This window comes from Ensifer sp. EB106-05-01-XG146 (genome assembly GCF_058791875.1).
Genome location: NZ_JBYTDX010000001.1, coordinates 655,090 through 676,652, shown reverse-complemented (window position 1 = coordinate 676,652; position 21,563 = coordinate 655,090). Strand labels below are relative to the sequence as shown.

The following is a 21,563-nucleotide window of genomic DNA, read 5'->3' as shown; positions in this document are numbered from 1 at the left end:
CGATCACAGGGACATGATGATCTTGCCGACATGGTCGCCCTGCTCCATCTGGCGATGGCCGTCGGCGACCGCGCTGAAGGGCAGGACGGAATGGATGACCGGCGCGACCTTGCCAGTTTCCAGCAGCGGCCAGACCTTCTCAACCAGACCGTCGCGGATCGCCTGCTTTTCCGCCGCCGTGCGCGGACGTAAGGCCGAGCCCATGACATGCAGCCGCTTGGTCAGGATCGGCGCGATGTTCGCCCCTTCAACCTTGGCGCCGCCGAGGAAGGCGATGATCGACAGACGGCCGTCCTTGGCGAGCGAACCGATGTTGCGGTCGAAATAGCGGCCGCCGACCATGTCGAGAATGACATCGACGCCACGCCCGCCGGTCTCTTCGAGAACGACCGTCTTGAAATCCTCGTCGCGATAGTTGATCGCCCGCTTGGCGCCGAGCGCTTCGCAGGCGCGGCATTTCTCGGTGCTGCCGGCAGTGACGAAGACCTCGGCGCCGAAGGCCCTGGCGAGCTGGATCGCCGTCGTGCCGATGCCGCTGGAGCCGCCATGGATGAGGATGGTTTCGCCCGCTTTCAGCCCGGCCATATCGAAGACATTGGCCCAGACGGTGAAGAAGGTTTCCGGCAGGGCGGCCGCCTTCACGGCGTCATAGCCCCTAGGCCAGGCGAACGCCTGGGTCGCGGGCACCGCCGTATATTCCGCATAGCCGCCGCCATTGGCGAGCGCGCAGACCTTGTCGCCGATCCGGAACCCTTGAGCCCCCTCGCCGAGCGCCACGACTTCTCCCGCCACTTCCAGGCCGAGGATCGGGCTTGCGCCCGGCGGCGGCGGATAGTCGCCCTTGCGCTGCAAAACGTCGGGACGGTTGATGCCCGCCGCCTCCACCCGAACGAGGATGTCGCCCGGCTTGAGCTCTGGCAACGGCCCCTTCGCGAGCACCATGTTTTCAGGCCCGCCCGGGGCTGGAAGGTCGACGAATTGCATTTCCAATGGAAGAGACATGGCACTACCTCGCGAATTCTCAAGGCGCATAGGTAGCGCCGGAAACGCGAGGCGAAAAGGCTGATTGTCGAACGACCGGCCGTCGAAAGCGCAGCTCAGCCGCCGAGTGCATCCATGACAAGACCGGTATCGCTCGCCTTGGCGCGCGACTTGATCTCGGCGATGCGGGCGCTGACGGCCTGGGCGTCGGAGAAAACAAAGCCTTCGGGCAGCCCAAGGACGGCGATCGAGCAGCGCATCAGCGGAAAATCCTTCGCCGAGCCGTCACGGCCGTAGCCGCTGATGCGGCCCTCCGCCTGATGCTCCGGCGAATAGAGCTGGCCTACGTCGGAGCGAAAATCGTCGAGCAGGCGGTTCAGCACCGCTTCCAGCTCCTCGACCGAACAGCCGCTGACACCGACGAAGAAGTCGTCGCCGCCGACATGGCCGAGGAATTTCTCCTCGCCGATGAAATGGCGGCGCAGCAGGGCGGCAAAGAGCGTGATCGCGAGATCGCCCTTCTGGAAACCGTAGGTATCGTTGAAGGGCTTGAAGTCGTCGAAATCGCAATAGCAGAAGTAACGCGCATGATCGCCGTCGAGGATCGCGTCCTGGACATAGTCGCGGATGGCGCGGTTGCCGGGCAGACCCGTCAGCGGATTCTGCTCCTGGGCCATCTTCAATTGTTTTTCGTTGATAATCTTCAAGAGCGACGAGGCCGAGAGCGTGCCGGCGTAGCGCATGTTCTCCGTCAGGATCAGGCAATCGCTGCCGTCCATGCCGGCGAAGATCTTCAGCATTTCATCCGCCGGCGTGTCGAGATCGGCAATCGGCGCCGGGCTGGCGAAGTGCGAAATCCGCCGCTGGTAGATCCGGTTCTTCAGGAGATCGCGGCCGAAAGGGTGATAGATCAACTCCTTGACGTGATACTCGTGCAGGATGCCGCGCGGCTCGCCATTGGCGTTCAGGACCGGGAAGAATCCCTGGCGCGGATTGCGCCGGAAGAGATCGAAGACGGAATCGAGTTCGTCACTTTCGCGAACGGTCGGCAGTTGCTCGATCTGCTTGCGGATCAGGATGCCGTCCAGCGAAGACGAGGACCGCCGGCTGGCGACGCTCTGGTCGAGATGCGGATAGGCAGGCAGAAGTTCGCTCAGATGCGTCGTCGGCCGGGCGACGTAATAACCCTGCACCAGATCGCAACCGAGGTCGCGACAGGTCAGAAACTCCGCCTCCGTCTCCACACCTTCGGCAATCACCCGCGTGCCGAGCACATGGGCGGTGTTGACCGTGTGGCGGACGAGATGGCGCTTGCGGGCATCGGCCTCGATGCCCGAGACGAAGTGTCTGTCGATCTTCACATAGTCGACCGGCTGGTCGCAGAGCAGCTTCAGCCCGTTGAAGCCGGCGCCGAAATCGTCAATCGCCAGCTTGAAACCGGCAAGCCGGAGATCACGCACGAGGGCCGAGAAATCCGGCATCTTGCCGCCATCGAAGCGCTCGGAAAGCTCGAAACAGAGTGCCGACGGGGCGATATTGGCGCGCTTCAAGTGGTTGACGAGGCGTTCGACGATGTCGCCTTCACCGCCAACGAGGCGTGAGTCGAAGTTGAGGAACAGCGTGCGTGCGGAATGATCGGGCAGCGTCGCAAAGCCGGCGACGGCGCGACTGTTGATCATGTGTTCGAGCGCCAGCAGCTGCCCTTCTTCTTCCGCCTTGTCGAGCAGCTCCAGCGGCGAGGCAAAGCCGAGTTTCTGAAAGCCGCGCATCAGGGATTCGTAGCCGAAGACGGTGCCGGTCGCCGCTTCTGCGATCGGCTGGAAGGCGGTTTCGATCACCAGCTTGGCGAGCGTTACGATCTGGTCGTCGCCAAACCGGCGCAACGAGAGAATTTCGGCGGGGGCGGCGGACATGCCGGGCTCCAGAAATATGGGACGGACGGTCGAACGCCGGCAGCATGGCCAGCAAGCGTCAACGAAGTCTTTCCCCATTATGAAGCTTTGATGAAAGCTATGTGACAGCCGCAACTGCGCCAATCAGATGCAAACACTCTAATGAAATCAGTAGTTTCATGAGCAAGTCCTGCGATCGGTCGGCGTCTGCCCCATCCTGACCGTCGCGCCAGGATGGTTCAGACGAGAACGAGCAATGTCAGGTATCCGGCACCGATGACCAGGCAGAGCGGACCGTAGATGCGACGGTCGAGCGTCACGAAGGGCTCCGTGCCGTGGCGTTGGTGGAACGCGGTGGTGAAGGCCAGGAGGCCACGGGCGACGAAGATGGCGGCAAGCCCCGCAAGGCCGCCATGGCCGAGGATCGGCGGCAAAAGCCCTGCAAAGACGGGCGTCACGGACAATGGCAGGAGCGCCGCCGCAAAGAGGAGTACGACGACGACCAGCGTCAGCCAGACCGGCGGCATCGCCGACCGGTGCTTCGTGCCGACCACCGTGCGGACAAGCGTTTCTTCGTCGTCACAGGGCCAAAGTCCGCCGAACGCCCAGTAGGCATGCAGCCCGGCGATACCGGAAAGAACGAGGAAAAGCAGGATCGCGATTGCCGCCAACATGATGGGTTCCTTGCTTGCCTGTGGGCGGACCGCCTCAAGCGGTCACGGTTGAGGGAGACCCTTTGCCCGACCGCACGCCGATCGCCGCGAGCGCGGCCATGAGGAGAAAGGCCGCCCATTGCGGCGTGGTCGAGAGAGAACCGAGATAGGCAAACCCGTAGCCGATGAAGAGCACCGCATAGGCGAGATATTGCACGATCACCGCAGCGGCCAACGGCGCACGGTAACGCCCGTTCACGGCGGCAAACAGCAGGGCGATACTGTTGATCAGGAGGATGGCGCTCGTCGCGTGCCAGAGAAGCGAGACATAGGTTTTAAGCAGCGCCGAGGGGCTGCTTGCAAGCAAAGGCACATGCACCTCCGGCCCGCCGGCAAAGAGATGAATGCCCGTTGTCGCCAGGGACAGGATGCCCGCTGCCAGAAGCCATTTGCTCATGCCTTCGCCTCCAATCTTCACCATACGGCAGCGTATGTACGCGACCTGGTTGCATCAGTCAATACGCTGACGTATGGAAGGCCATGACGACAAAAAGTACCCTCACGAGCGATGATTGGATCAAGGCCGCCTTCCGCGCACTGACGACCGGCGGCGTGCAGGCGATCCGGGCCGAGGCGATCGCCCGCGACCTGAAGGTGAGCAAGGGCTCCTTCTACTGGCATTTCAAGGATGTGCCGGATCTTAAGGCAAAGATGCTTGCCCATTGGGCGCGCGAAGCGACAGACGCGATCATCGCGGAAATCGAAGCCGTGGAAGTAACGGCGCAGGAGCGATTGCGGTTGCTGGTGCATGCCGCGACCGACGAACGCAGCCTTCCCTATGGCGGCTTGCTGACGGACGGCGCGGTCCGCGAATGGGCGCGCTTCGACACCATGGCCGCCATGACCCTTAAGTCCGTCGACGAACGCCGCCTTGGCTACATTGCCGACCTGCTCGGTCATTGCGGATTTTCGTCAAGTGAGAGCCACAGCGGCGCCAGCGCGCTCTACGGCGCGCTGATCGGACTTGAGGCGCTCGCTGCAAACGGTCTTGCCGATCTTCGCGGCGATCTGCTCCGGCTGCTCGAGGCGCTGCTCGGCAGCACCTCGCGCTAAACTCAGCCCTTGGCCAGAACGCCGAAGGCGATCAGCGACAAGCCCTGCATGACGAGGTCGACGGCGAGAAACAGGCCGAGGATCCAGAGGCTGTTGACCGGCCAGCCGGCAGCGATGATCAGGCCGGCCACAAGCGTGACCAGACCGCCGAGTGCAACCCAGCCCCAGCCCTGCAGCGGCCTGAGCTTCAGGCCAGCCCAGATGCGGAAGCAACCCGCGACGATCAAGGCGATCGCCATGATAAAGGTGAGGAAGGACGAGGCGAGCACGGGATTGATGAAGGCAAAAAGGCCGGCGATCGTATAGCAGGCGCCGCTCAGGCCCCAGTAGAGCACGCTGTCCCAGCCCTTTACCTGAAAGGCGTGGGCGAGATTGAACAGCCCGCCGACCAGCATGATGATCCCGACATAATAGACGGACGCGACCGTCGCCATCAGCAGATTGCCGAAGGCAAGGCCGCCGCACATGATCAACAGCACGCCGAGGGCGACGAACCACCCCCATTTACCGGCAACCGCTGACTTGTCGGCTCGATCGAATGCGTGGGTCATCTCAACCTCCAGTCCTTTGCAACGCGAGATCGCTAACGCGGGGATTGAGCCGGATTTCTGCACAAAAGGAAAGTGAAAACACAGTCGATTTTTATTGATTGATGAGTCAATCAAAAATAGACTGATCATCGTCAAGGGAGAGACGGATGCCAAAGGTCGGGATGGAACCGGTGCGCCGCAAGGCGCTGGTCGACGCAGCGCTGCGCGTGATCGGCGATCAGGGCACGCTTGCCGTCACCATGTCCGAGATCGCCCGCCACGCCGGCGTTTCCCCTGCCCTTGCCCACCACTATTTCGGCAGCAAGGAACAATTGCTGATCGAGACCATCCGCAGCCTTCTAAGGCAATTGCGCGACGACACGGTGACGGCGCTCCGCACCGTGGCAGGCCCGCGCGAAAGGCTGAGCGCGCTCATCCGCGTCTCCTTCCAGGCAAGCCAGTTCGCCCCTGATACGATCGCCGCCTGGCTTGCCTTTTACTCGGAAGCGCAGCGCTCGGAAGAGGTGCGGCGGCTGCTCGTGGTCTATGCCCGGCGCCTGCGATCCAATCTGCTGGCGAGCCTCAAGACGCTTTGTGCCGATGATGACGCGGAACGCATCGCCGAAGGCGCAGCTGCGATGATCGACGGGCTCTATATCCGCCAGAGTCTGCGCTCCGCGCCGATCAGCATCGAGGCTTCGATCGCGCTCACCGAAGACTATGTCACCTCGCACATCGATCGGCTCACATACCAGGGAACGGCCGCATGACCGCAAGACCGAACATCCTGATCATCATGGTCGACCAGCTGAACGGAAAGTTCTTTCCCGACGGACCGGCCGCGTTCCTGCATGCGCCGCACCTGAAGGCACTCGCCGCCCGCTCGGCCCGGTTCCGCAACAATTACACCTCGTCGCCGCTCTGCGCCCCTGCCCGCGCCTCGTTCATGGCCGGGCAACTGCCGAGTCGCACCCGCGTCTACGACAACGCCGCCGAGTACCAGTCGTCGATCCCGACCTATGCACACCACCTGCGCCGCGCCGGCTACTACACGGCCCTGTCGGGCAAGATGCATTTCGTCGGCCCGGACCAGCTGCACGGCTTCGAGGAACGGCTGACGACCGACATCTACCCGGCCGATTTCGGCTGGACGCCGGACTATCGCAAGCCCGGCGAGCGCATCGACTGGTGGTACCACAATCTCGGCTCGGTCACCGGCGCCGGCGTCGCCGAGATCACCAACCAGATGGAATATGACGACGAGGTCGCCTTCCTTGCCAACCAGAAGCTCTACCAGCTGTCGCGCGAAAACGATGACGCGGAGCGCCGCCCCTGGTGCCTGACAGTCTCGTTCACCCACCCGCACGACCCTTACGTGGCGCGAAAGAAGTTCTGGGACCTCTACGAGGATTGCGAGCATCTGTTGCCCGAGGTCGGCATGCTGCCGGACGACCGGCAGGATCCGCATTCCAAGCGCATCATGCATTCCTGCGACTACGTCAATTTTGACCTGACGGAAGACAACATCCGCCGCTCGCGCCGCGCCTATTTCGCCAACATTTCCTATCTTGACGAAAAGGTCGGCGAACTTCTGGATACGTTGACGCGCACCCGCATGCTCGACGACACGCTGATCCTCTTCTGCTCGGATCACGGCGATATGCTTGGCGAGCGCGGCCTGTGGTTCAAGATGAACTTCTTCGAGGGTTCTGCCCGCGTGCCGCTGATGGTCGCCGGACCGGGTGTGACGCCCGGCCTGCATTTGGCGCCGACCTCCAATCTCGACGTGACGCCGACGCTTGCCGACCTCGCCGGCATTACCATGGACGAGGTCAAGCCCTGGACCGATGGCATCAGCCTGGTGCCCATGATCAACGGCGAGGAGCGCTCAGAGCCGGTGCTGATGGAATATGCGGCGGAAGCCTCCTACGCGCCGCTGGTCGCCATCCGCGAAGGCAAATGGAAATACATCCACTGTGCGCTCGATCCCGACCAGCTCTACGATCTCGAAGCGGATCCGCTGGAACTGACAAACCTCGCTGCCAAGCCCGAAACGCCGGTACAGGCGGCAACCCTGCAGGCGTTCCAGGACATGTGCGCCGCCCATTGGGACATGGAAGGTTTCGATGCGGCCGTGCGCGAAAGCCAGGCCCGGCGCTGGGTGGTCTACGAGGCGCTCCGGAACGGCGCCTATTACCCCTGGGATCACCAGCCGCTGCAGAAGGCATCCGAGCGCTACATGCGCAACCATATGAACCTCGACAATCTCGAGGAATCCAAACGCTATCCGCGGGGAGAATGACATGAAAGCCCAACCGCAAGCCTCGCACTTCATCGACGGCGAATATGTCGAGGACATCGAAGGCACTGTCATCGAGAGCATCTACCCGGCGACCGGCGAAGTGATCGCCCGGCTGCATGCGGCAACGCCGGCGATCGTCGAAAAGGCGATTGCCGCTGCCAAGCGCGCCCAGCCGGAATGGGCGGCTATGAGCCCGACGGCGCGCGGCCGGGTCCTTAAGCGCGCCGCCGAGATCATGCGCGAGCGCAACCGCGAGCTCTCCGAGCTCGAAACGCTCGACACCGGCAAGCCGATCCAGGAGACGATCGTCGCGGATCCGACCTCCGGCGCCGACAGTTTCGAGTTCTTCGGCGGCGTCATCGCCACCGCCCTCAATGGCGACTACATCCCGCTTGGCGGCGACTTTGCCTATACCAAGCGCGTGCCGCTTGGCGTCTGCGTCGGGATCGGCGCCTGGAACTATCCGCAGCAGATCGCCTGCTGGAAGGGCGCGCCGGCGCTCGCCGCCGGCAACGCCATGGTCTTCAAGCCCTCGGAAAACACGCCGCTCGGCGCCCTGAAGATCGCCGAAATTCTCGTCGAAGCCGGTCTGCCGAAGGGCCTCTACAATGTCATCCAGGGCGATCGCACCACCGGGCCCCTGCTCGTCAACCATCCTGACGTCGCCAAGGTGTCGCTGACAGGCTCGGTCCCGACCGGCAAGAAGGTGGCGGGTGCAGCAGCGGCCGAACTCAAGCACGTCACCATGGAACTCGGCGGGAAGTCGCCGCTGATCGTCTTTGACGATGCCGACCTCGAAAGCGCCATCGGCGGCGCCATGCTCGGCAATTTCTATTCGACCGGGCAGGTCTGCTCGAACGGCACCCGCGTCTTCGTGCACAAGGGCATCAAGGAACAGTTCCTGACGCGGCTCAAAGCCCGCACCGAGGCGATCGTCATCGGCGACCCGATGGACGAGGCAACGCAGCTCGGGCCGATGGTCTCGGCGCCGCAGCGCGACAAGGTCTTCTCCTATATCGAGAAGGGCAAGGCCGAAGGTGCGCGACTGGTGACCGGTGGCGGCATTCCGAATGCGGTCAATGCCGAAGGCACCTATATCCAGCCGACGGTCTTTGCCGACGTCACCGACGGGATGACGATCGCGCGCGAGGAAATCTTCGGGCCTGTCATGTGCGTGCTCGACTTCGACGACGAGGCCGAGGTGATCGCCCGCGCCAATGCCACCGAATTCGGCCTTTCGGCCGGCGTCTTCACCGCCGACATTACCCGCGCCCACCGCGTCGTCGACCAGCTGGAGGCCGGTACGCTGTGGATCAACACCTACAATCTCTGCCCGGTGGAAATCCCCTTCGGCGGCTCCAAGCAATCCGGCTTCGGCCGCGAGAATTCGGTCGCGGCGCTCAACCATTATAGCGAGCTGAAGACCGTCTATGTCGGCATGGGACCGGTGCAGGCGCCGTATTGAGTATTGGGGCTGCGGCCGCCCCCCTTGAGAGGCGGCTGTTTTACCTCCCTCATCCTCGGGCGAGCGTAGCGAGCTCCGGGGATCCAGCAGCGCCACATCGGTGACGCACAAGAGTCTTCAAGCGACAGACGTCGCTTGGCTGACTTCCTGTGACAGGCACGGGAATGAGGGGCCGAGAGAGCAGCGCAAGACCAGCCGGTTCTAGAGACGCTAGAGAAAGACGACGCTTATGCAGGCAGATTACATCATCATCGGCTCCGGCTCCGCCGGCTCGGCGCTCGCCTATCGCCTCTCAGAAGACGGCAAGAATACCGTCCTGGTGCTGGAATATGGCGGCACGGATGCGGGGCCGTTCATCCAGATGCCGGCAGCGCTTGCCTGGCCGATGAGCATGAAGCGCTACAACTGGGGCTATCTGTCTGAGCCTGAGCCGAACCTCAACAACCGCCGCATCACCGCGCCACGCGGCAAGGTGATCGGCGGCTCCTCCTCGATCAACGGCCTCGTCTATGTGCGCGGCCATGCGGAAGACTTCAACCGCTGGGAAGAACTCGGCGCGCGCGGCTGGGCCTATGCGGATGTGCTGCCCTATTTCAAGCGCATGGAAAACAGCCACGGCGGCGAAGCCGGCTGGCGCGGAACCGACGGACCGCTGCACGTTAAACGCGGCCCGGTCCACAATCCGCTGTTCCATGCCTTTATCGAGGCCGGCCAGCAAGCCGGCTTCGAACTCACCGATGACTATAACGGCTCGAAGCAGGAAGGCTTCGGGCTGATGGAGCAGACCGTCTGGCAGGGCCGGCGCTGGTCGGCGGCAAACGCCTATCTGAAGCCGGCGATGAAGCGGCAGAACGTGTCGCTCGTGCGTTGCTTCGCCCGTCGGATCATCATCGAGAACGGCCGGGCGAGTGGGGTCGAGATCGAGCGCGGCGGCAAGATCGAGGTCGTCAAGGCCAACCGTGAGGTCGTCGTCTCGGCCTCCTCGTTCAATTCGCCGAAGCTCTTGATGCTCTCGGGCATCGGCCCGGCCGAGCACCTGAAGGACATGGGCATCGAGGTGAAGGTTGACCGACCAGGCGTGGGCGCAAACCTTCAGGACCATATGGAGTTCTATTTCCAGCAGATTTCGACCAAGCCCGTGTCGCTCTATTCCTGGCTGCCCTGGTTCTGGCAAGGCGTTGCCGGCGCGCAGTGGCTGTTCTTCAAGAAGGGCCTCGGCATTTCCAACCAGTTCGAGGCCTGCGCCTTCCTGCGCTCGGCCTCCGGCGTCAAGCAGCCAGATATCCAGTACCACTTCCTGCCGGTGGCGATCAGCTACGACGGCAAGGCGGCCGCCAACACCCACGGCTTCCAGGTGCATGTCGGCTACAACCTCTCGAAGTCGCGCGGCAACGTCACGCTGCGCTCCTCCGATCCGATGGCCGACCCCGTCATCCGCTTCAACTATATGAGCCACCCGGAGGACTGGGAGAAGTTCCGCCACTGCGTGCGCCTCACCCGCGAGATCTTCGGCCAGAAAGCCTTCGACCACTATCGCGGTCCGGAGATCCAGCCGGGCGAGAAAGTCCAGTCGGACGAACAGATCGACGCGTTCCTGCGCGAGCATCTGGAAAGCGCCTACCACCCCTGCGGCACCTGCCGGATGGGTGCCAAGGACGACCCGATGGCGGTGGTCGATCCGGAGACCCGCGTCATCGGTGTCGAAGGCCTTCGTGTGGCCGACAGCTCGATCTTCCCGCACGTGACCTACGGCAACTTGAACAGCCCGTCGATCATGACCGGCGAGAAGGCGGCCGACCACATTCTCGGCAAGCAGCCCCTCGCCAGATCGAACCAGGAACCGTGGATCAACCCGCGCTGGCAGGTCAGCGACAGATAGTTCGCCGCAAGGCGAACTTTTTTGCCGGCGACCGACAGCCGCATGTCACATTCGCCGGTGTTATCTTGTCTTGTCTTCTCGAGTGCTTGAGATGAAGGAGACGAAGATGACAGCGAAGCCCGATCCGCATGGGAACGCCGCAGCGGTGATGCCATCATGGCCCCGTGTGCGCGCTAGCCATTTCGGGGCCGGCCGCGCCATATCGCAGCGGGGCGCGTGATGGCCGGGATGACCGACGAAGACGTCAGAACGACCTTCGGCGCGGTACGCCCGCGACTGATCCGCATCGCCTATCGCATGCTGGGCTCCGTCAGCGAAGCCGAAGATGTCGTACAGGAAGCATTCCTGCGCTGGCTGAACGCCGACCGTGCGGCCGTCAAAGAACCATCGGCGTTTCTGGGCCGGATCGTGACACGCCTTTGCCTCAACCAGTTGAAGTCGGCACGGCGGCGGCGCGAAACCTACCTCGGGCCATGGCTGCCGGAACCGGTCGTCGAGCAGTGCGACGAACTAGACGACATTACCCTGCCTCTGATGATGGCACTGGAACGCCTGTCGCCGCTGGAACGAGCGGCCTTCCTGCTGCACGACGTCTTCGGTGTCAGCTTCGATGAAATCGGCGAGACGCTCGGCCGCAAGGCAGCAACCTGCCGTCAACTGGCCAGCCGTGCCCGTGTCAATGTCCGCGAGACCCGCCGCCGATTTGCGATGCCACGGGAACAGGGCATGGAAATCGCCGCCGCCTTCTTTGCCGCTTCCCGTGGCGGCGATTTGCACAAGCTTCGTTCGCTGCTTGCGACCGGCGCGATCGTCTATGCCGACGGCGGCGGCAAGACAGTGGCGCCAAGACGGCCGATCGTCGGAATAGACGAGGTGATAATGCTGCACGCCTCGCTGAGGCTGATCTTTGCCCGGGCGATGTCGCGGCTCGTGCGTTACGAATTCATCAATGGGCTGCCTGGTTTTATCACCATCGAAGACGGGGTCCTGCAGACCACCGCGATCGAGATCGAGCGGGATAGAATCACCGTCATCTATGTCACGCGCAATCCGGACAAGCTAAAACACCTCCCAGAAGCGCTGACATATCTCGATGCTCCGGCCGTTCATTGAGCGACGGGTGACCGCGCCCTAACGATCGCGCCCCCGCGCACAGGCACCAGAGCCGACAGCTCTGCTGATCGCCCCTGCTCCAAACAAACTTAACCTGCCACGCGCCGAAGGCGCGTGCCTCTACTCGCTCGGCAGGCCCAACACCAAACCATAGGAGACCAAACCATGAGCAACATATGCATTGCCGTCATCTACCACAGCGGATACGGGCACACGGCACGCCAGGCCAGGGCTGTTAAAGCCGGTATCGAGCGCGTCGACGGCGCACAAGGTCTGCTCCTAGCGGTTGAGGATGCACCGGCACGCTGGAACGATCTCCGCTCGGCCGAGGCGATCATTTTCGGCACGCCGACCTATGTCGGAGGCCAGTCAGCCGCGTTCAAGTCATTTCAGGAAGCGAGTTCCAGTGCCGTGATGGCCAAGGGCTACCTTTGGAAAAACAAGTTTGCTGCCGGTTTCACCAACTCGGGAACCGCCTCGGGCGATAAACTCGCGACGCTGATGCAACTTGCTCTCTTTGCTGCCCAGCATGGCATGCACTGGATCAACCTCGACCTACCACCGGCCAACCACTCGACCAAAGGATCACCTGACGATCTCAACCGGCTTGGCTTCTGGCTGGGCGCCGGCGCCCAGTCCTATGTCGACCAGGGCGCCGATCTGGCGCCGCCACCATCCGATCTTGAGACGGCAAGTCATCTCGGCCAACGCGTGGCCGAGACAACGCTGCAGTTCGTGCGAGGAAGAACGGTCGAACAGGAGCCTGCCCTTCCTGCGTGGAGAACGGCAGGCGAGCGATAGGATCAGCGTCAGAGAAAGCCGATCCAGCGGCCGGCGAGCAGAGCACCCAGCCATGTGACCAAGGAGGCAAGCGCCTGCGCACGCAGGCGCAACGCAACCGCTCCCCCTGCGCGCGCGACCGACCAGGCCGTACCCGCGCGGACCGACAGTGCATTGAGCGTTCCGATTGCCAGCAGCGCGAGCTTGGTCAGAAACGCCGGATTGGCGAGATAGGCCGAAGGCCTGACGCTGAAGAGGCAAAAGCCGGTGACGATCGCGATCGCCAGGCCGATCGCAGCCGCTTGCGCCAGAAAGGGTCCAAGCACCGCGACGGGCGCATCACCGACAAGCCCGAGCAGCCTCAGATCAAGCGGTACGATCGCGCCGATGAGCAGGCCGATCGCGAGAATATGAGCCGCGTTGACCACAAGATAGAGGATCGCCGAGCGTCTGAGCGCCGCGCCCACCGGCCAGCCGGCGATCCACTCGACGAGTTCCGCGCCGCTCATCCACCGGCCCGGATGCGTTCCGGATAGATGTCATAGGTCTTGCCGGCGACCGTGATGCGCACCGCCTTCATGCGCTTTTCGTTCGGGTCGAGCGAACGGTTGCCGAGAACGATGATCTCGTCACCGGCCTTGGCCGATCCCTCGACAAAGCCTGAGCGCTCCGTCTGGCGGGGATTGCCGAGTTCGACGTGCCACATGCCATCCGTGGACGACTCCACCTGTAAGGTCGGATGCGGCGGCGCCATCGAGAGCTCGCGGATGGTGCCCTTGAGCTCGATCTGGTCGGCCTCGGCCCAGGACCATCCGTGATGGGCATAGGCGCCGGTAACCAGAAGCCCCGTCAGGATGATTGCGACAACGCCACGGCGTGAAATGGCATTCAACATGTCCCTGCTCCTTCGCCTGTTTCGGAGAGGTGGCAGCTTGAACCCGAAGAGCGGTTTGCGAAAGGACGCGGTCTTCAACACTTCTTGAGCATCGCAGACAGCCACCGCCTATGGTTGCGATAATCTTGGGTTGCGCGAACTTTAATCAACAGCTTAAAATTTAGCCATTCTTAATCTCCGGTTGTTATGTCTATATGAGACGGAGTGAACGCTGGGCGAACATGCCATGACGGCAGTTTCGCCGCGTAATATCGCGTGCTCCATCCCATCATCGACATCACTCCCCTGCCAAGGCGAGCTCACTTACCGATGCCTTTGCGGCCGTGCCCGCGGCCATCGGCCGAGGATGATTTGCCTTGCGGGCAACCGCGGAGCGTTATTCATGACAATCAAAGCACGCCTGCTCGTCTGTCTGTCCCTGCTCGCCGTCGCCATGCTGGTCATGATCGTTACGGCCTTCAGTGCGCTGACTTCCATCTCCAAACGCACCGAATCGATTATCGCCGACCGGTTGCTGCCGGTCGACCACTTGAAGACGGTGTCCGACATGTATGCGGTCGAAATCGTCGACACGACCCATAAGGTCCGCAGCGGCGCCCTGGACTGGGCGGCCGGCGCAAAAGCGATCGACACGGCGCTTGCGACCATCGATACGCGCTGGCGCACCTACGAAGCCACACGGCTCACGCCGGAGGAAAAGACGCTGACCGAGATTTTCGACAGGGCGCGCATCGCAAGTGATGCGTCGATCCGCGATCTCGTGCAGATCATGCAACGTCAGGACAAGGCCGAACTCGAACGCTTTGTCGATACCAAGCTCTACTCATCAGTCGATCCCCTCGCCGCGCCAATCAGCGACTTGATCAAGCTGCAGCTTTCCGAGGCTAACGGCGAGCTCGAAGCGGCGAATGCCGAGAAGGACAACCTGACACTCTGGCAAAGCGTGATTGCAGGCTTCGCCCTGCTCATGCTTGGCGCGACCGTCTGGTTCGTCATTGCCGGCCTGCTGCGCCCGCTGACGAGCCTGCGCGAAGCCATGCGCCAGCTTGCCGCCGGCAATCTCAAGGCACTGATCTTCGGCGAAGGTCGCCGCGACGAAATCGGCCAGATGGCCGGCGCTGTCGCCGTCTTCCGAGACAATGCGCTGGAACGCGAGCGGCTGGAGCAAGAGGCCGAAGCCGGTCGTTCGCTGTCGGAACGCGAGCGTGAACAGCGCGAGGCACAGAAGGCGAAAGAGGCGGCCGAGGTCCGGGCGGCAGTCAGCGCGCTCGGCTTTGGTCTCGATCGCCTTGCCGAAGGTGATCTGACCTTCCGCATCGACACGCCGCTTGCAGAACGGCTCGACGCGCTGCGAACCAACTTCAATAGCTCGGTCACCAACCTCGAAGAGGCACTGCGCTCGGTCGGGGAGAATGCCCGCAGCATCAATGCCGGCGCCAGCGAAATCCGCTCCGCCGCCGGCGACCTCTCCAAGCGCACGGAACAACAGGCCGCCTCGGTCGAGGAAACCGCAGCCGCGCTCGACCAGATCGCCACCACCGTCGCCGATGCCAGCCGGCGCGCGGAAGAGGCGGGCACGCTTGTCATCCGCACCCGTGGTGCTGCGGAGAAATCCGGCGAAATCGTCGGCAATGCCGTCACCGCCATGAGCGGCATCGAAGCCTCGTCGCGGGAGATCTCCAGCATCATCGGCGTGATCGACGACATCGCCTTCCAGACGAACCTCCTGGCGCTCAACGCCGGCGTCGAGGCGGCTCGCGCCGGTGAGGCGGGCAAGGGTTTTGCCGTCGTCGCCCAGGAAGTGCGCGAGCTTGCCCAGCGCTCGGCTCAGGCTGCCAAGGAGATCAAGGTGCTGATCGCCACATCCGGCCAGCAGGTCAAATCCGGCGTCACCCTGGTGCGAGAGACCGGCGCGGCACTCGAAAGCATCATCGTCGAGGTCAAGGAGATCAGCAACCACGTGACGGCGATCGTCGAAAGCGCCCGCGAACAGGCAGCCGGCATCCAGCAGATCAATACGGCGGTGAATGCCATCGACCAGGGCACGCAGCAGAATGCGGCGATGGTGGAGCAATCGACCGCCGCCAGCCACAGCCTTGCCCGCGAGGCCGGCGCGCTCAACGACCTCCTGATGCGCTTCAGGACCGGCATCGGCTCTTCGGCAGGACCACGCCTCGTGGCAAGTGGTGCCACGGAAAGTGCAGCCCCCTCGCCCGCACGTGCGTTGACCCGCAAGCTCGCCGGCGCCTATCGCGGCGGCGCGCGACCACAGGAGGACGGCTGGGCGGAGTTCTGACGATCAGGCTTCGGCCGCAAAACAAGGAGACGCGAGCCGCAGGGTTCGCGTCTCTAGCTTTTGCCACATACAGTATTAAATCTAGTAAATTACTAGCCTATATTCGGTTTTTCGCTGCTTTTCGATCTGAGAGGCAGATTTGCTCCAAACAAACAGCATTAGAAACCGCTATTTCTGTCCATTGTCCTGTTCGGCTGCGATATTCCGCCCAAGTTGGAACAGGACGCAGCCATGACCACGTCATCCCTCGAAACCACCGCCAAGGCACTGAACGAGAGGCTCGAAAGCCTGGATCTCGCCGGGCGGCTGGCGCTCGTTGCAAGCCTTGAAGGGCGGGCAGTCTTCACGACCTCGCTCGGCATCGAGGATCAGGTGATTACCGCCGCGATCGGCAAGAACAAGCTTGCCGTCGATGTCGTCACGCTTCAGACCGGTCGTCTCTTCGATGAGACCGCGGCGCTGATCGACAAGACGGAAGAAGCCTACGACATCCTGATCAAGCGCTACCATCCGGAAAAGGCCGACATCGACGCCTATGCGGCGCGCTACGGTCTCAACGGTTTCTATGAAAGCGTCGAAGCGCGACATGCCTGTTGCGACGTGCGCAAGCTGAAGCCGCTTGCGCGCGCACTCGAAGGAGCAAGCTTCTGGGTTACCGGGCTGCGCCGCGGCCAGTCGGGCAACCGTGCCTCCACGCCCTTTGCCGAGGCAGATGCCGAACGCGGCCTGATCAAGATCAATCCGCTGGCCGACTGGGACATCGAGACCATCAACAGCTACGTCGCCACGCACGCCGTTCCGGTCAACCCGCTGCACGCCCGCGGCTATCCCTCGATCGGCTGCGAGCCCTGCACCCGCGCCATCAAGCCCGGCGAGCCCGAACGCGCCGGCCGCTGGTGGTGGGAGAACGACGAGAAGCGCGAATGTGGTCTGCATGTTCCCGAGGCCGCCGCAAGCTCCATCATCCCCAATTCGAGCAGCGCCGCCTGAGGCTGGCGCGCTCATCCGAAGACAAATCCTCCCGGAGACTGAAATGCCCCACATCCATCCGGAAACGGAACTGCATAATCCGCAGAGTGCCAAGCCGCCGCTCGATCCGCATCTGAAGGCGCTGGAAAACGAAGCGATCCACATCTTCCGCGAAGTGGCCGCCGAGTTCGAGCGCCCGGTCATGCTTTATTCGATCGGCAAGGATTCCTCGGTTCTCTTGCATCTGGCACGCAAGGCCTTCTATCCCGGCCGCGTTCCCTTCCCGCTGCTGCACGTCAACACCGGCTGGAAATTCGCCGAGATGATCGCGTTCCGCAACGAGATCGTCGAGCGCTACGACCTTGACCTGATCGAGCACGTCAATCCGCGCGGTGCCGCCGAGAACGTCACGCCGTTCACCCACGGTTCGGCGCTCTATACGGACATCATGAAGACCGAGGCACTGCGCCAGGCGCTCGACGCCGGCCAGTTCGATGCTGCCTTCGGCGGCGCGCGTCGCGACGAAGAGGCGAGCCGCGCCAAGGAGCGCATCTACTCCTTCCGCACGCCCGACCACCGCTGGGACCCGCGCAACCAGCGTCCGGAACTCTGGAACGTCTACAACGGCATGATCCGCAAGGGCGAGAGCGTGCGCGCCTTCCCGCTGTCCAACTGGACCGAGGTCGATATCTGGCGCTACATCCAGGCCGAAGACATTCCGATCGTACCGCTCTACTTTGCTGAAAAGCGCCCGATCGTCGAACGCGACGGCATGATGATCCTCGCCGAAGACCCGCGCCTCGAACTTTTGCCTGGCGAGACCAAGCGCGAAGAAGTCATCCGCTTCCGCACGCTCGGCTGCTTCCCGCTGACCGGCGCCATCCGTTCGACCGCGACGACGCTCGACGACATCATCTCCGAACTCGAAACCGCGACCGTTTCCGAACGCCAGGGCCGCGCCATCGACCGTGACCAATCCGGCTCGATGGAAAAGAAGAAGCGCGAAGGATATTTCTGATGACCGCACCCGCAACCGCGAATGCCGTCGAGCACGTTGCAGCTGGCGAAGTTCTCGCTTTCCCGGCGCAGGAGCCGGCGCGCGCCACCCGTGACAGCCGTCCCCTTCGGCTCATCACCTGCGGCTCGGTCGACGACGGCAAGTCGACACTGATCGGCCGCCTGCTCTGGGACACCAAGGCGGTCAAGGAAGACCAGGCAGCGACGCTTCAGCGCGATTCCAAAGGCAAGCAGAACGATCTTGGCCTTCCCGATTTCGCGCTGCTGCTCGACGGGCTGCAGGCCGAGCGCGAACAGGGCATCACCATTGATGTCGCTTATCGCTACTTCTCGACCGACAAGCGCTCGTTCATCGTCGCCGACACGCCCGGTCATGAGCAATATACCCGCAACATGGCGACCGGCGCCTCGACCGCCGATCTCGCCGTGCTGCTCGTCGACGCCCGCGTCGGACTGCTCGAACAGACCCGCCGGCATGCGACGATCGCGACGCTGATGGGCATCAAGCAGTTCGTGCTGGCGGTCAACAAGATCGACCTCACCGACTACAACCGCGCCCGTTTCGAAGAGATCAGCCACGAGTTCCGCGAGCTGGCGCTGTCGCTTGGCGTGCGCCAGGTCATCGCCATCCCGGTCTCGGCGCTAAAGGGCGAGAACGTCGTCTACGACGGCCGCGCCTCGATGCCCTGGTATGACGGCCCGACGCTGATCGAGGTACTGGAGCTGGCAACCACCCGTTCGGCCCAGACCGTTGGTTTCCGCCTGCCGGTGCAGCGCGTCTCGCGGCCCGGCGAAAGCTTCCGCGGCTATCAGGGCACGGTTGCCGGCGGCTCGGTGAAACCCGGCGACAGTGTTGTCATCCTGCCCTCGGGCATGGTTGCCAACGTCACCAAGATCGTCACCTTCGATCTCGTGCGCAACGCAGCGGTCGCCGGCGACGCGATCACGCTCGTGCTCGACCGCCAGGTGGACGTCTCGCGCGGCGACATGATCGTCGCGATCGACAGCCAGCCGCTGACCGGTCTTTCCTTCGACGCCCAGCTCGTCGCGCTGCAAGCCGAAGGCATCCAGCCCGGCAAGCGCTACTGGCTGAAGAGTGGCAGCCGACGCCAGCGCGTCCAGGTGCAGCCGGCAAGCCAGCTTGACCTCCAGACCGGTAAGTGGAACCAGGCCGATCAGCTGCCGATGAACGCCATCGGCAAGGTGCATCTTGCCTTCGACGAGCAGGCGATCTTCGACACCTACGAGCAGAACCGCACCACCGGCGCGTTCATCCTGATCGATCCGGACACCAACAACACGGTGGCGGGCGGCATGATCACCGCCAAGCGCTCGGCGCTCGGCGGCATCCACACGGAAGACGCCCGCGTCATCCTCTCGCTGCCGGCCGACCTTGCCGACCAGCTGATGGCGACCGAACTTTTCGCCGGTCGCCGCGAGGAAGCCGAAGTCCGCCGCGTCTCCGCCGGCAGGGCCGTGGAGATCATCGACGACATCGACGGGTGAGCGACATCGCACGCAGCAAAAAGGGGCCGGAGCGGCCCCTTTTTATTTTGCATGGACGGCTGAGAACCAGTGGTGATCGCCGTGGACGCATTTCGACAGCTTGCCGGAGGCGCAACTCCGCAGGCATCCATCAAAGCTGCTGCTCGATCGCAGGAAGAGTGATCGTCAGCGGCGCAGGATCGGCGTGCTGCCAAAGCTGGTAGCCGACGACGCTGCCAAGAATAGCGGACCAAATGGCGATCTCGCGAAAGTTAAAAATTGGTTCCTTCAACATCTGAGCCTCTCGGGCAAAAACAAGTGTTGATGGAAATATCGCCCCGATTGTTCACGCTGATAAGACACCAATCTGCGAACACGTCGTTTCCATGTGAACAATAAACGGCCTGCGTCGGCGCCGCGATCGCCGAGGTCAAGGTTCCGTTGCGGCGTTATCAAGCCGGAGAGGCGCTGTTTCAAAATGAAACAACGCTGGTAATCGCTTCACCATGACGCAAGCCTCGCGCGATCACGACTATCAATCCAACGCCGCATTCGTAACTTGGCGCGTCGATCATGAGGATCGATAGGGCTGTTTCACCGTTTCCGAACGCCGTGGGACAGTCCGCCTGACTATGGACTAATGAAACCGGACGCGACGTTCGCCTTCACCCCCTCGCCCGGAACATTTGCATCGACGGTCGCGCACCCTGCGGTGGACAGAACCGCTCTCCTCGGCGTATCTGGGCGGCCTTGGCGCAAGAATGCCGAATCAGGGAGACGACAGGGTGAGCACCGACAAGCAACCGGAAACCACCGTAAAGGTCGAGAAACGCATCAACGGCAAATGGTGCTTCGTCATCAAGTTCCGCGGCGTCACCTACCCCGCCCAAGGCAACTTCACGTCGATGCTGGAGGCACAGGCCGCCGCGCAATCCGTGCTGAACGGCCTGGAAAAGCGGGGCTGACCGAGCGCATGGCGGGCGGCGGTGCTATGCGGCCCGCACCGCACCGCCCCTACACAAGTCAAGCGCAGCTACCGAGCAAACGCCGAGAGCCACTGCCACTTCTTTCTGATCGATAGCAGCAGCGTGCGAATGCGCCGGTCGCGATTTGTGATTAGTCGCGCCGAACGCCAGGGCGTTTGTTTCCGGTACTCCAGAAACGTCGCCTTCTCCGGGTGCTCGCATTCTTTCGTGTTCGGCTTGGCGTGAGTGAAGTGCACGATGGAAGCTTGAGAATAGTCTTCCCACCCCTTCTGCGCATTCCAGTGGCCGGGGAGATGAACGAAATTCCCTTCGGTCGTAAGGTTCAGTACGTCCTGATCCAAGAAATCGAACGAACGCGCCTGAAGCAGCCTGGCAATGCGAGCCGTGTAGTCCTGCGCGTTCCAGGCATCGATATCGACCAGCAGGACTCCCGCGTTGAAGTGGGGTGTGTTCGCCTCTCGGCCGAGCGACGGATTGAAACGCGTCGGGTCATCATAGGGAACGGCTGCAACGGCCCTGCCCTCAAACGACAGATCGGCCAGTGGTGCCAGGCTCTTTTTGATCAGCGTGTCAGCGTCCAGGTAGAGCAGACGGTCGTGCCGGTCGGCTAGCAATTCCGGCAGATACAGTCGAGCGTAGGTAGCGCGGCTCCAGTAGCTCGTCGTCTTCAGGCCTGAGATTTTTGAGAGAATGTCGCCTTCGACATCGATGAAGCACAGCTTCCGTTTGGCACAGGCTTGCAGCATCTCCTTGTCGGACGCCCGCAGCCCGTCACCTAGGATAAAGACCTGCGCATCTGGAATGCCACCGTTCTTTTCGAACGAGTAAAGCATGACACCCGCGAGTTCCGCGAAGCGCCTGTCGATCGAGCATGCAACAATCATTTAAAGTCAATTTCAGCAATGCAACGCGCAGCCACAGGGCCGCATGCAGTGTCCAGGCCAAAAGCAAGATCTCGCTCGACCGGACATACCGGTAGACGCTTTGATTGCTTTCATTTGAAATGGCGTGACCCTCGCCAAGCGAGGGCCACGCTCATGGTGTCGCGCAATATGCGACGGAAGTATCAATGAAATTAATAGGTCATCTCTTACCCGAAAACACGCGGATGCACTGGTGTGCTTCTCTTCATGGCGAATGACTTCGCACACCATGCTTCCGCGTCAAGTGGGCAGAGCAGATAATAGTTGTTTGTCCGCAGAATCTC

21 protein-coding genes are annotated in these 21,563 nt (G+C 62.6%); 12 read left to right on the top strand and 9 right to left on the bottom strand.

What is annotated here, in order from left to right; genetic code table 11:
• Nucleotides 1-3: 3 nt before the first annotated feature.
• The 4 genes from AC3WVQ_RS03165 to AC3WVQ_RS03150 form a co-directional block, all read right to left on the bottom strand.
• Complete coding sequence (locus tag AC3WVQ_RS03165) at nucleotides 4-1,002, bottom strand: NAD(P)H-quinone oxidoreductase (RefSeq protein ID WP_110818478.1); 999 nt, start codon at nucleotides 1,000-1,002, stop codon at nucleotides 4-6.
• Between the two features lie 95 nt (nucleotides 1,003-1,097).
• A complete protein-coding gene (locus AC3WVQ_RS03160; protein ID WP_060603942.1) occupies nucleotides 1,098-2,894 on the bottom strand; it encodes a GGDEF domain-containing protein in 1,797 nt (598 codons plus the stop codon).
• 218 nt (nucleotides 2,895-3,112) lie between these two features.
• Complete coding sequence (locus AC3WVQ_RS03155) at nucleotides 3,113-3,547, bottom strand: DUF3995 domain-containing protein (protein ID WP_051659152.1); 435 nt, start codon at nucleotides 3,545-3,547, stop codon at nucleotides 3,113-3,115.
• Between the two features lie 34 nt (nucleotides 3,548-3,581).
• On the bottom strand, nucleotides 3,582-3,983 hold the full coding sequence (locus AC3WVQ_RS03150) for a hypothetical protein (protein WP_112770437.1): 402 nt from the start codon (nucleotides 3,981-3,983) through the stop codon (nucleotides 3,582-3,584).
• 83 nt (nucleotides 3,984-4,066) lie between these two features.
• Between AC3WVQ_RS03150 and AC3WVQ_RS03145 the strand changes: the two genes are divergently transcribed.
• Nucleotides 4,067-4,639 carry a TetR/AcrR family transcriptional regulator gene (locus AC3WVQ_RS03145; RefSeq protein ID WP_060603933.1) on the top strand — a complete coding sequence of 191 codons (573 nt, stop codon included), beginning with the start codon at nucleotides 4,067-4,069 and terminating at the stop codon, nucleotides 4,637-4,639.
• A gap of 2 nt (nucleotides 4,640-4,641) precedes the next feature.
• On the opposite strand, the gene AC3WVQ_RS03140 is transcribed toward AC3WVQ_RS03145, so the two are convergent.
• Nucleotides 4,642-5,190 carry an HdeD family acid-resistance protein gene (locus tag AC3WVQ_RS03140; protein WP_110818480.1) on the bottom strand — a complete coding sequence of 183 codons (549 nt, stop codon included), beginning with the start codon at nucleotides 5,188-5,190 and terminating at the stop codon, nucleotides 4,642-4,644.
• Between the two features lie 146 nt (nucleotides 5,191-5,336).
• Here AC3WVQ_RS03140 and betI point away from each other — a divergent pair, with 146 nt between their 5' ends.
• The 6 genes from betI (at nucleotide 5,337) to AC3WVQ_RS03110 (ending at nucleotide 12,729) form a co-directional block, all read left to right on the top strand.
• The gene (betI, locus tag AC3WVQ_RS03135; RefSeq protein ID WP_034789209.1) at nucleotides 5,337-5,939 is read left to right on the top strand and encodes a transcriptional regulator BetI; all 603 of its coding nucleotides are present in this window, start codon (nucleotides 5,337-5,339) and stop codon (nucleotides 5,937-5,939) included.
• Nucleotides 5,936-7,471 carry a choline-sulfatase gene (gene betC, locus AC3WVQ_RS03130; protein WP_060603930.1) on the top strand — a complete coding sequence of 512 codons (1,536 nt, stop codon included), beginning with the start codon at nucleotides 5,936-5,938 and terminating at the stop codon, nucleotides 7,469-7,471. Before betI ends, betC begins: the two co-directional genes overlap by 4 nt.
• Nucleotide 7,472: 1 nt before the next feature.
• A complete protein-coding gene (gene betB, locus AC3WVQ_RS03125) occupies nucleotides 7,473-8,936 on the top strand; it encodes a betaine-aldehyde dehydrogenase (RefSeq protein WP_034789204.1) in 1,464 nt (487 codons plus the stop codon).
• Between the two features lie 229 nt (nucleotides 8,937-9,165).
• On the top strand, nucleotides 9,166-10,815 hold the full coding sequence (gene betA, locus AC3WVQ_RS03120; protein WP_110818481.1) for a choline dehydrogenase: 1,650 nt from the start codon (nucleotides 9,166-9,168) through the stop codon (nucleotides 10,813-10,815).
• 219 nt (nucleotides 10,816-11,034) lie between these two features.
• Nucleotides 11,035-11,928 carry a sigma-70 family RNA polymerase sigma factor gene (locus tag AC3WVQ_RS03115; RefSeq protein ID WP_060516273.1) on the top strand — a complete coding sequence of 298 codons (894 nt, stop codon included), beginning with the start codon at nucleotides 11,035-11,037 and terminating at the stop codon, nucleotides 11,926-11,928.
• Nucleotides 11,929-12,093: 165 nt separating this feature from the next.
• Entirely contained in the window at nucleotides 12,094-12,729 is a 636-nt protein-coding gene (locus AC3WVQ_RS03110) for a flavodoxin family protein (RefSeq protein WP_060516274.1), read from the top strand.
• 8 nt (nucleotides 12,730-12,737) lie between these two features.
• Here the strand turns inward: AC3WVQ_RS03110 and AC3WVQ_RS03105 are convergent, their stop codons facing one another.
• Nucleotides 12,738-13,217 (bottom strand): DUF6644 family protein, encoded by a 480-nt coding sequence (locus tag AC3WVQ_RS03105; protein WP_090294736.1) that lies wholly within the window; start codon nucleotides 13,215-13,217, stop codon nucleotides 12,738-12,740.
• Nucleotides 13,214-13,603, bottom strand: coding sequence for a DUF6152 family protein (locus tag AC3WVQ_RS03100; protein WP_110818482.1), 390 nt, complete (start codon nucleotides 13,601-13,603; stop codon nucleotides 13,214-13,216). The genes AC3WVQ_RS03105 and AC3WVQ_RS03100 overlap by 4 nt, the downstream gene beginning before the upstream one ends.
• Nucleotides 13,604-13,985: 382 nt before the next feature.
• Between AC3WVQ_RS03100 and AC3WVQ_RS03095 the strand changes: the two genes are divergently transcribed.
• The 4 genes from AC3WVQ_RS03095 (at nucleotide 13,986) to cysN (ending at nucleotide 19,391) form a co-directional block, all read left to right on the top strand.
• Entirely contained in the window at nucleotides 13,986-15,899 is a 1,914-nt protein-coding gene (locus tag AC3WVQ_RS03095; protein ID WP_090294738.1) for a HAMP domain-containing methyl-accepting chemotaxis protein, read from the top strand.
• A 231-nt stretch (nucleotides 15,900-16,130) separates the two neighbouring features.
• On the top strand, nucleotides 16,131-16,889 hold the full coding sequence (locus tag AC3WVQ_RS03090; RefSeq protein ID WP_034789190.1) for a phosphoadenylyl-sulfate reductase: 759 nt from the start codon (nucleotides 16,131-16,133) through the stop codon (nucleotides 16,887-16,889).
• Between the two features lie 43 nt (nucleotides 16,890-16,932).
• Entirely contained in the window at nucleotides 16,933-17,886 is a 954-nt protein-coding gene (cysD, locus tag AC3WVQ_RS03085; RefSeq protein WP_060516276.1) for a sulfate adenylyltransferase subunit CysD, read from the top strand.
• The gene (gene cysN, locus AC3WVQ_RS03080; RefSeq protein WP_060584201.1) at nucleotides 17,886-19,391 is read left to right on the top strand and encodes a sulfate adenylyltransferase subunit CysN; all 1,506 of its coding nucleotides are present in this window, start codon (nucleotides 17,886-17,888) and stop codon (nucleotides 19,389-19,391) included. The genes cysD and cysN overlap by 1 nt, the downstream gene beginning before the upstream one ends.
• Before the next feature lie 130 nt (nucleotides 19,392-19,521).
• Here cysN and AC3WVQ_RS03075 read toward each other — a convergent pair whose 3' ends face one another.
• Nucleotides 19,522-19,665: a hypothetical protein gene (locus AC3WVQ_RS03075; RefSeq protein ID WP_090294740.1), complete on the bottom strand. Its 144-nt coding sequence runs from the start codon at nucleotides 19,663-19,665 to the stop codon at nucleotides 19,522-19,524.
• Nucleotides 19,666-20,155: 490 nt separating this feature from the next.
• Here AC3WVQ_RS03075 and AC3WVQ_RS03070 point away from each other — a divergent pair, with 490 nt between their 5' ends.
• The gene (locus tag AC3WVQ_RS03070) at nucleotides 20,156-20,335 is read left to right on the top strand and encodes a hypothetical protein (RefSeq protein ID WP_034789185.1); all 180 of its coding nucleotides are present in this window, start codon (nucleotides 20,156-20,158) and stop codon (nucleotides 20,333-20,335) included.
• 68 nt (nucleotides 20,336-20,403) lie between these two features.
• Here the strand turns inward: AC3WVQ_RS03070 and AC3WVQ_RS03065 are convergent, their stop codons facing one another.
• Entirely contained in the window at nucleotides 20,404-21,240 is an 837-nt protein-coding gene (locus AC3WVQ_RS03065) for a glycosyltransferase family 8 protein (protein ID WP_492382593.1), read from the bottom strand.
• Nucleotides 21,241-21,563: the final 323 nt, after the last annotated feature.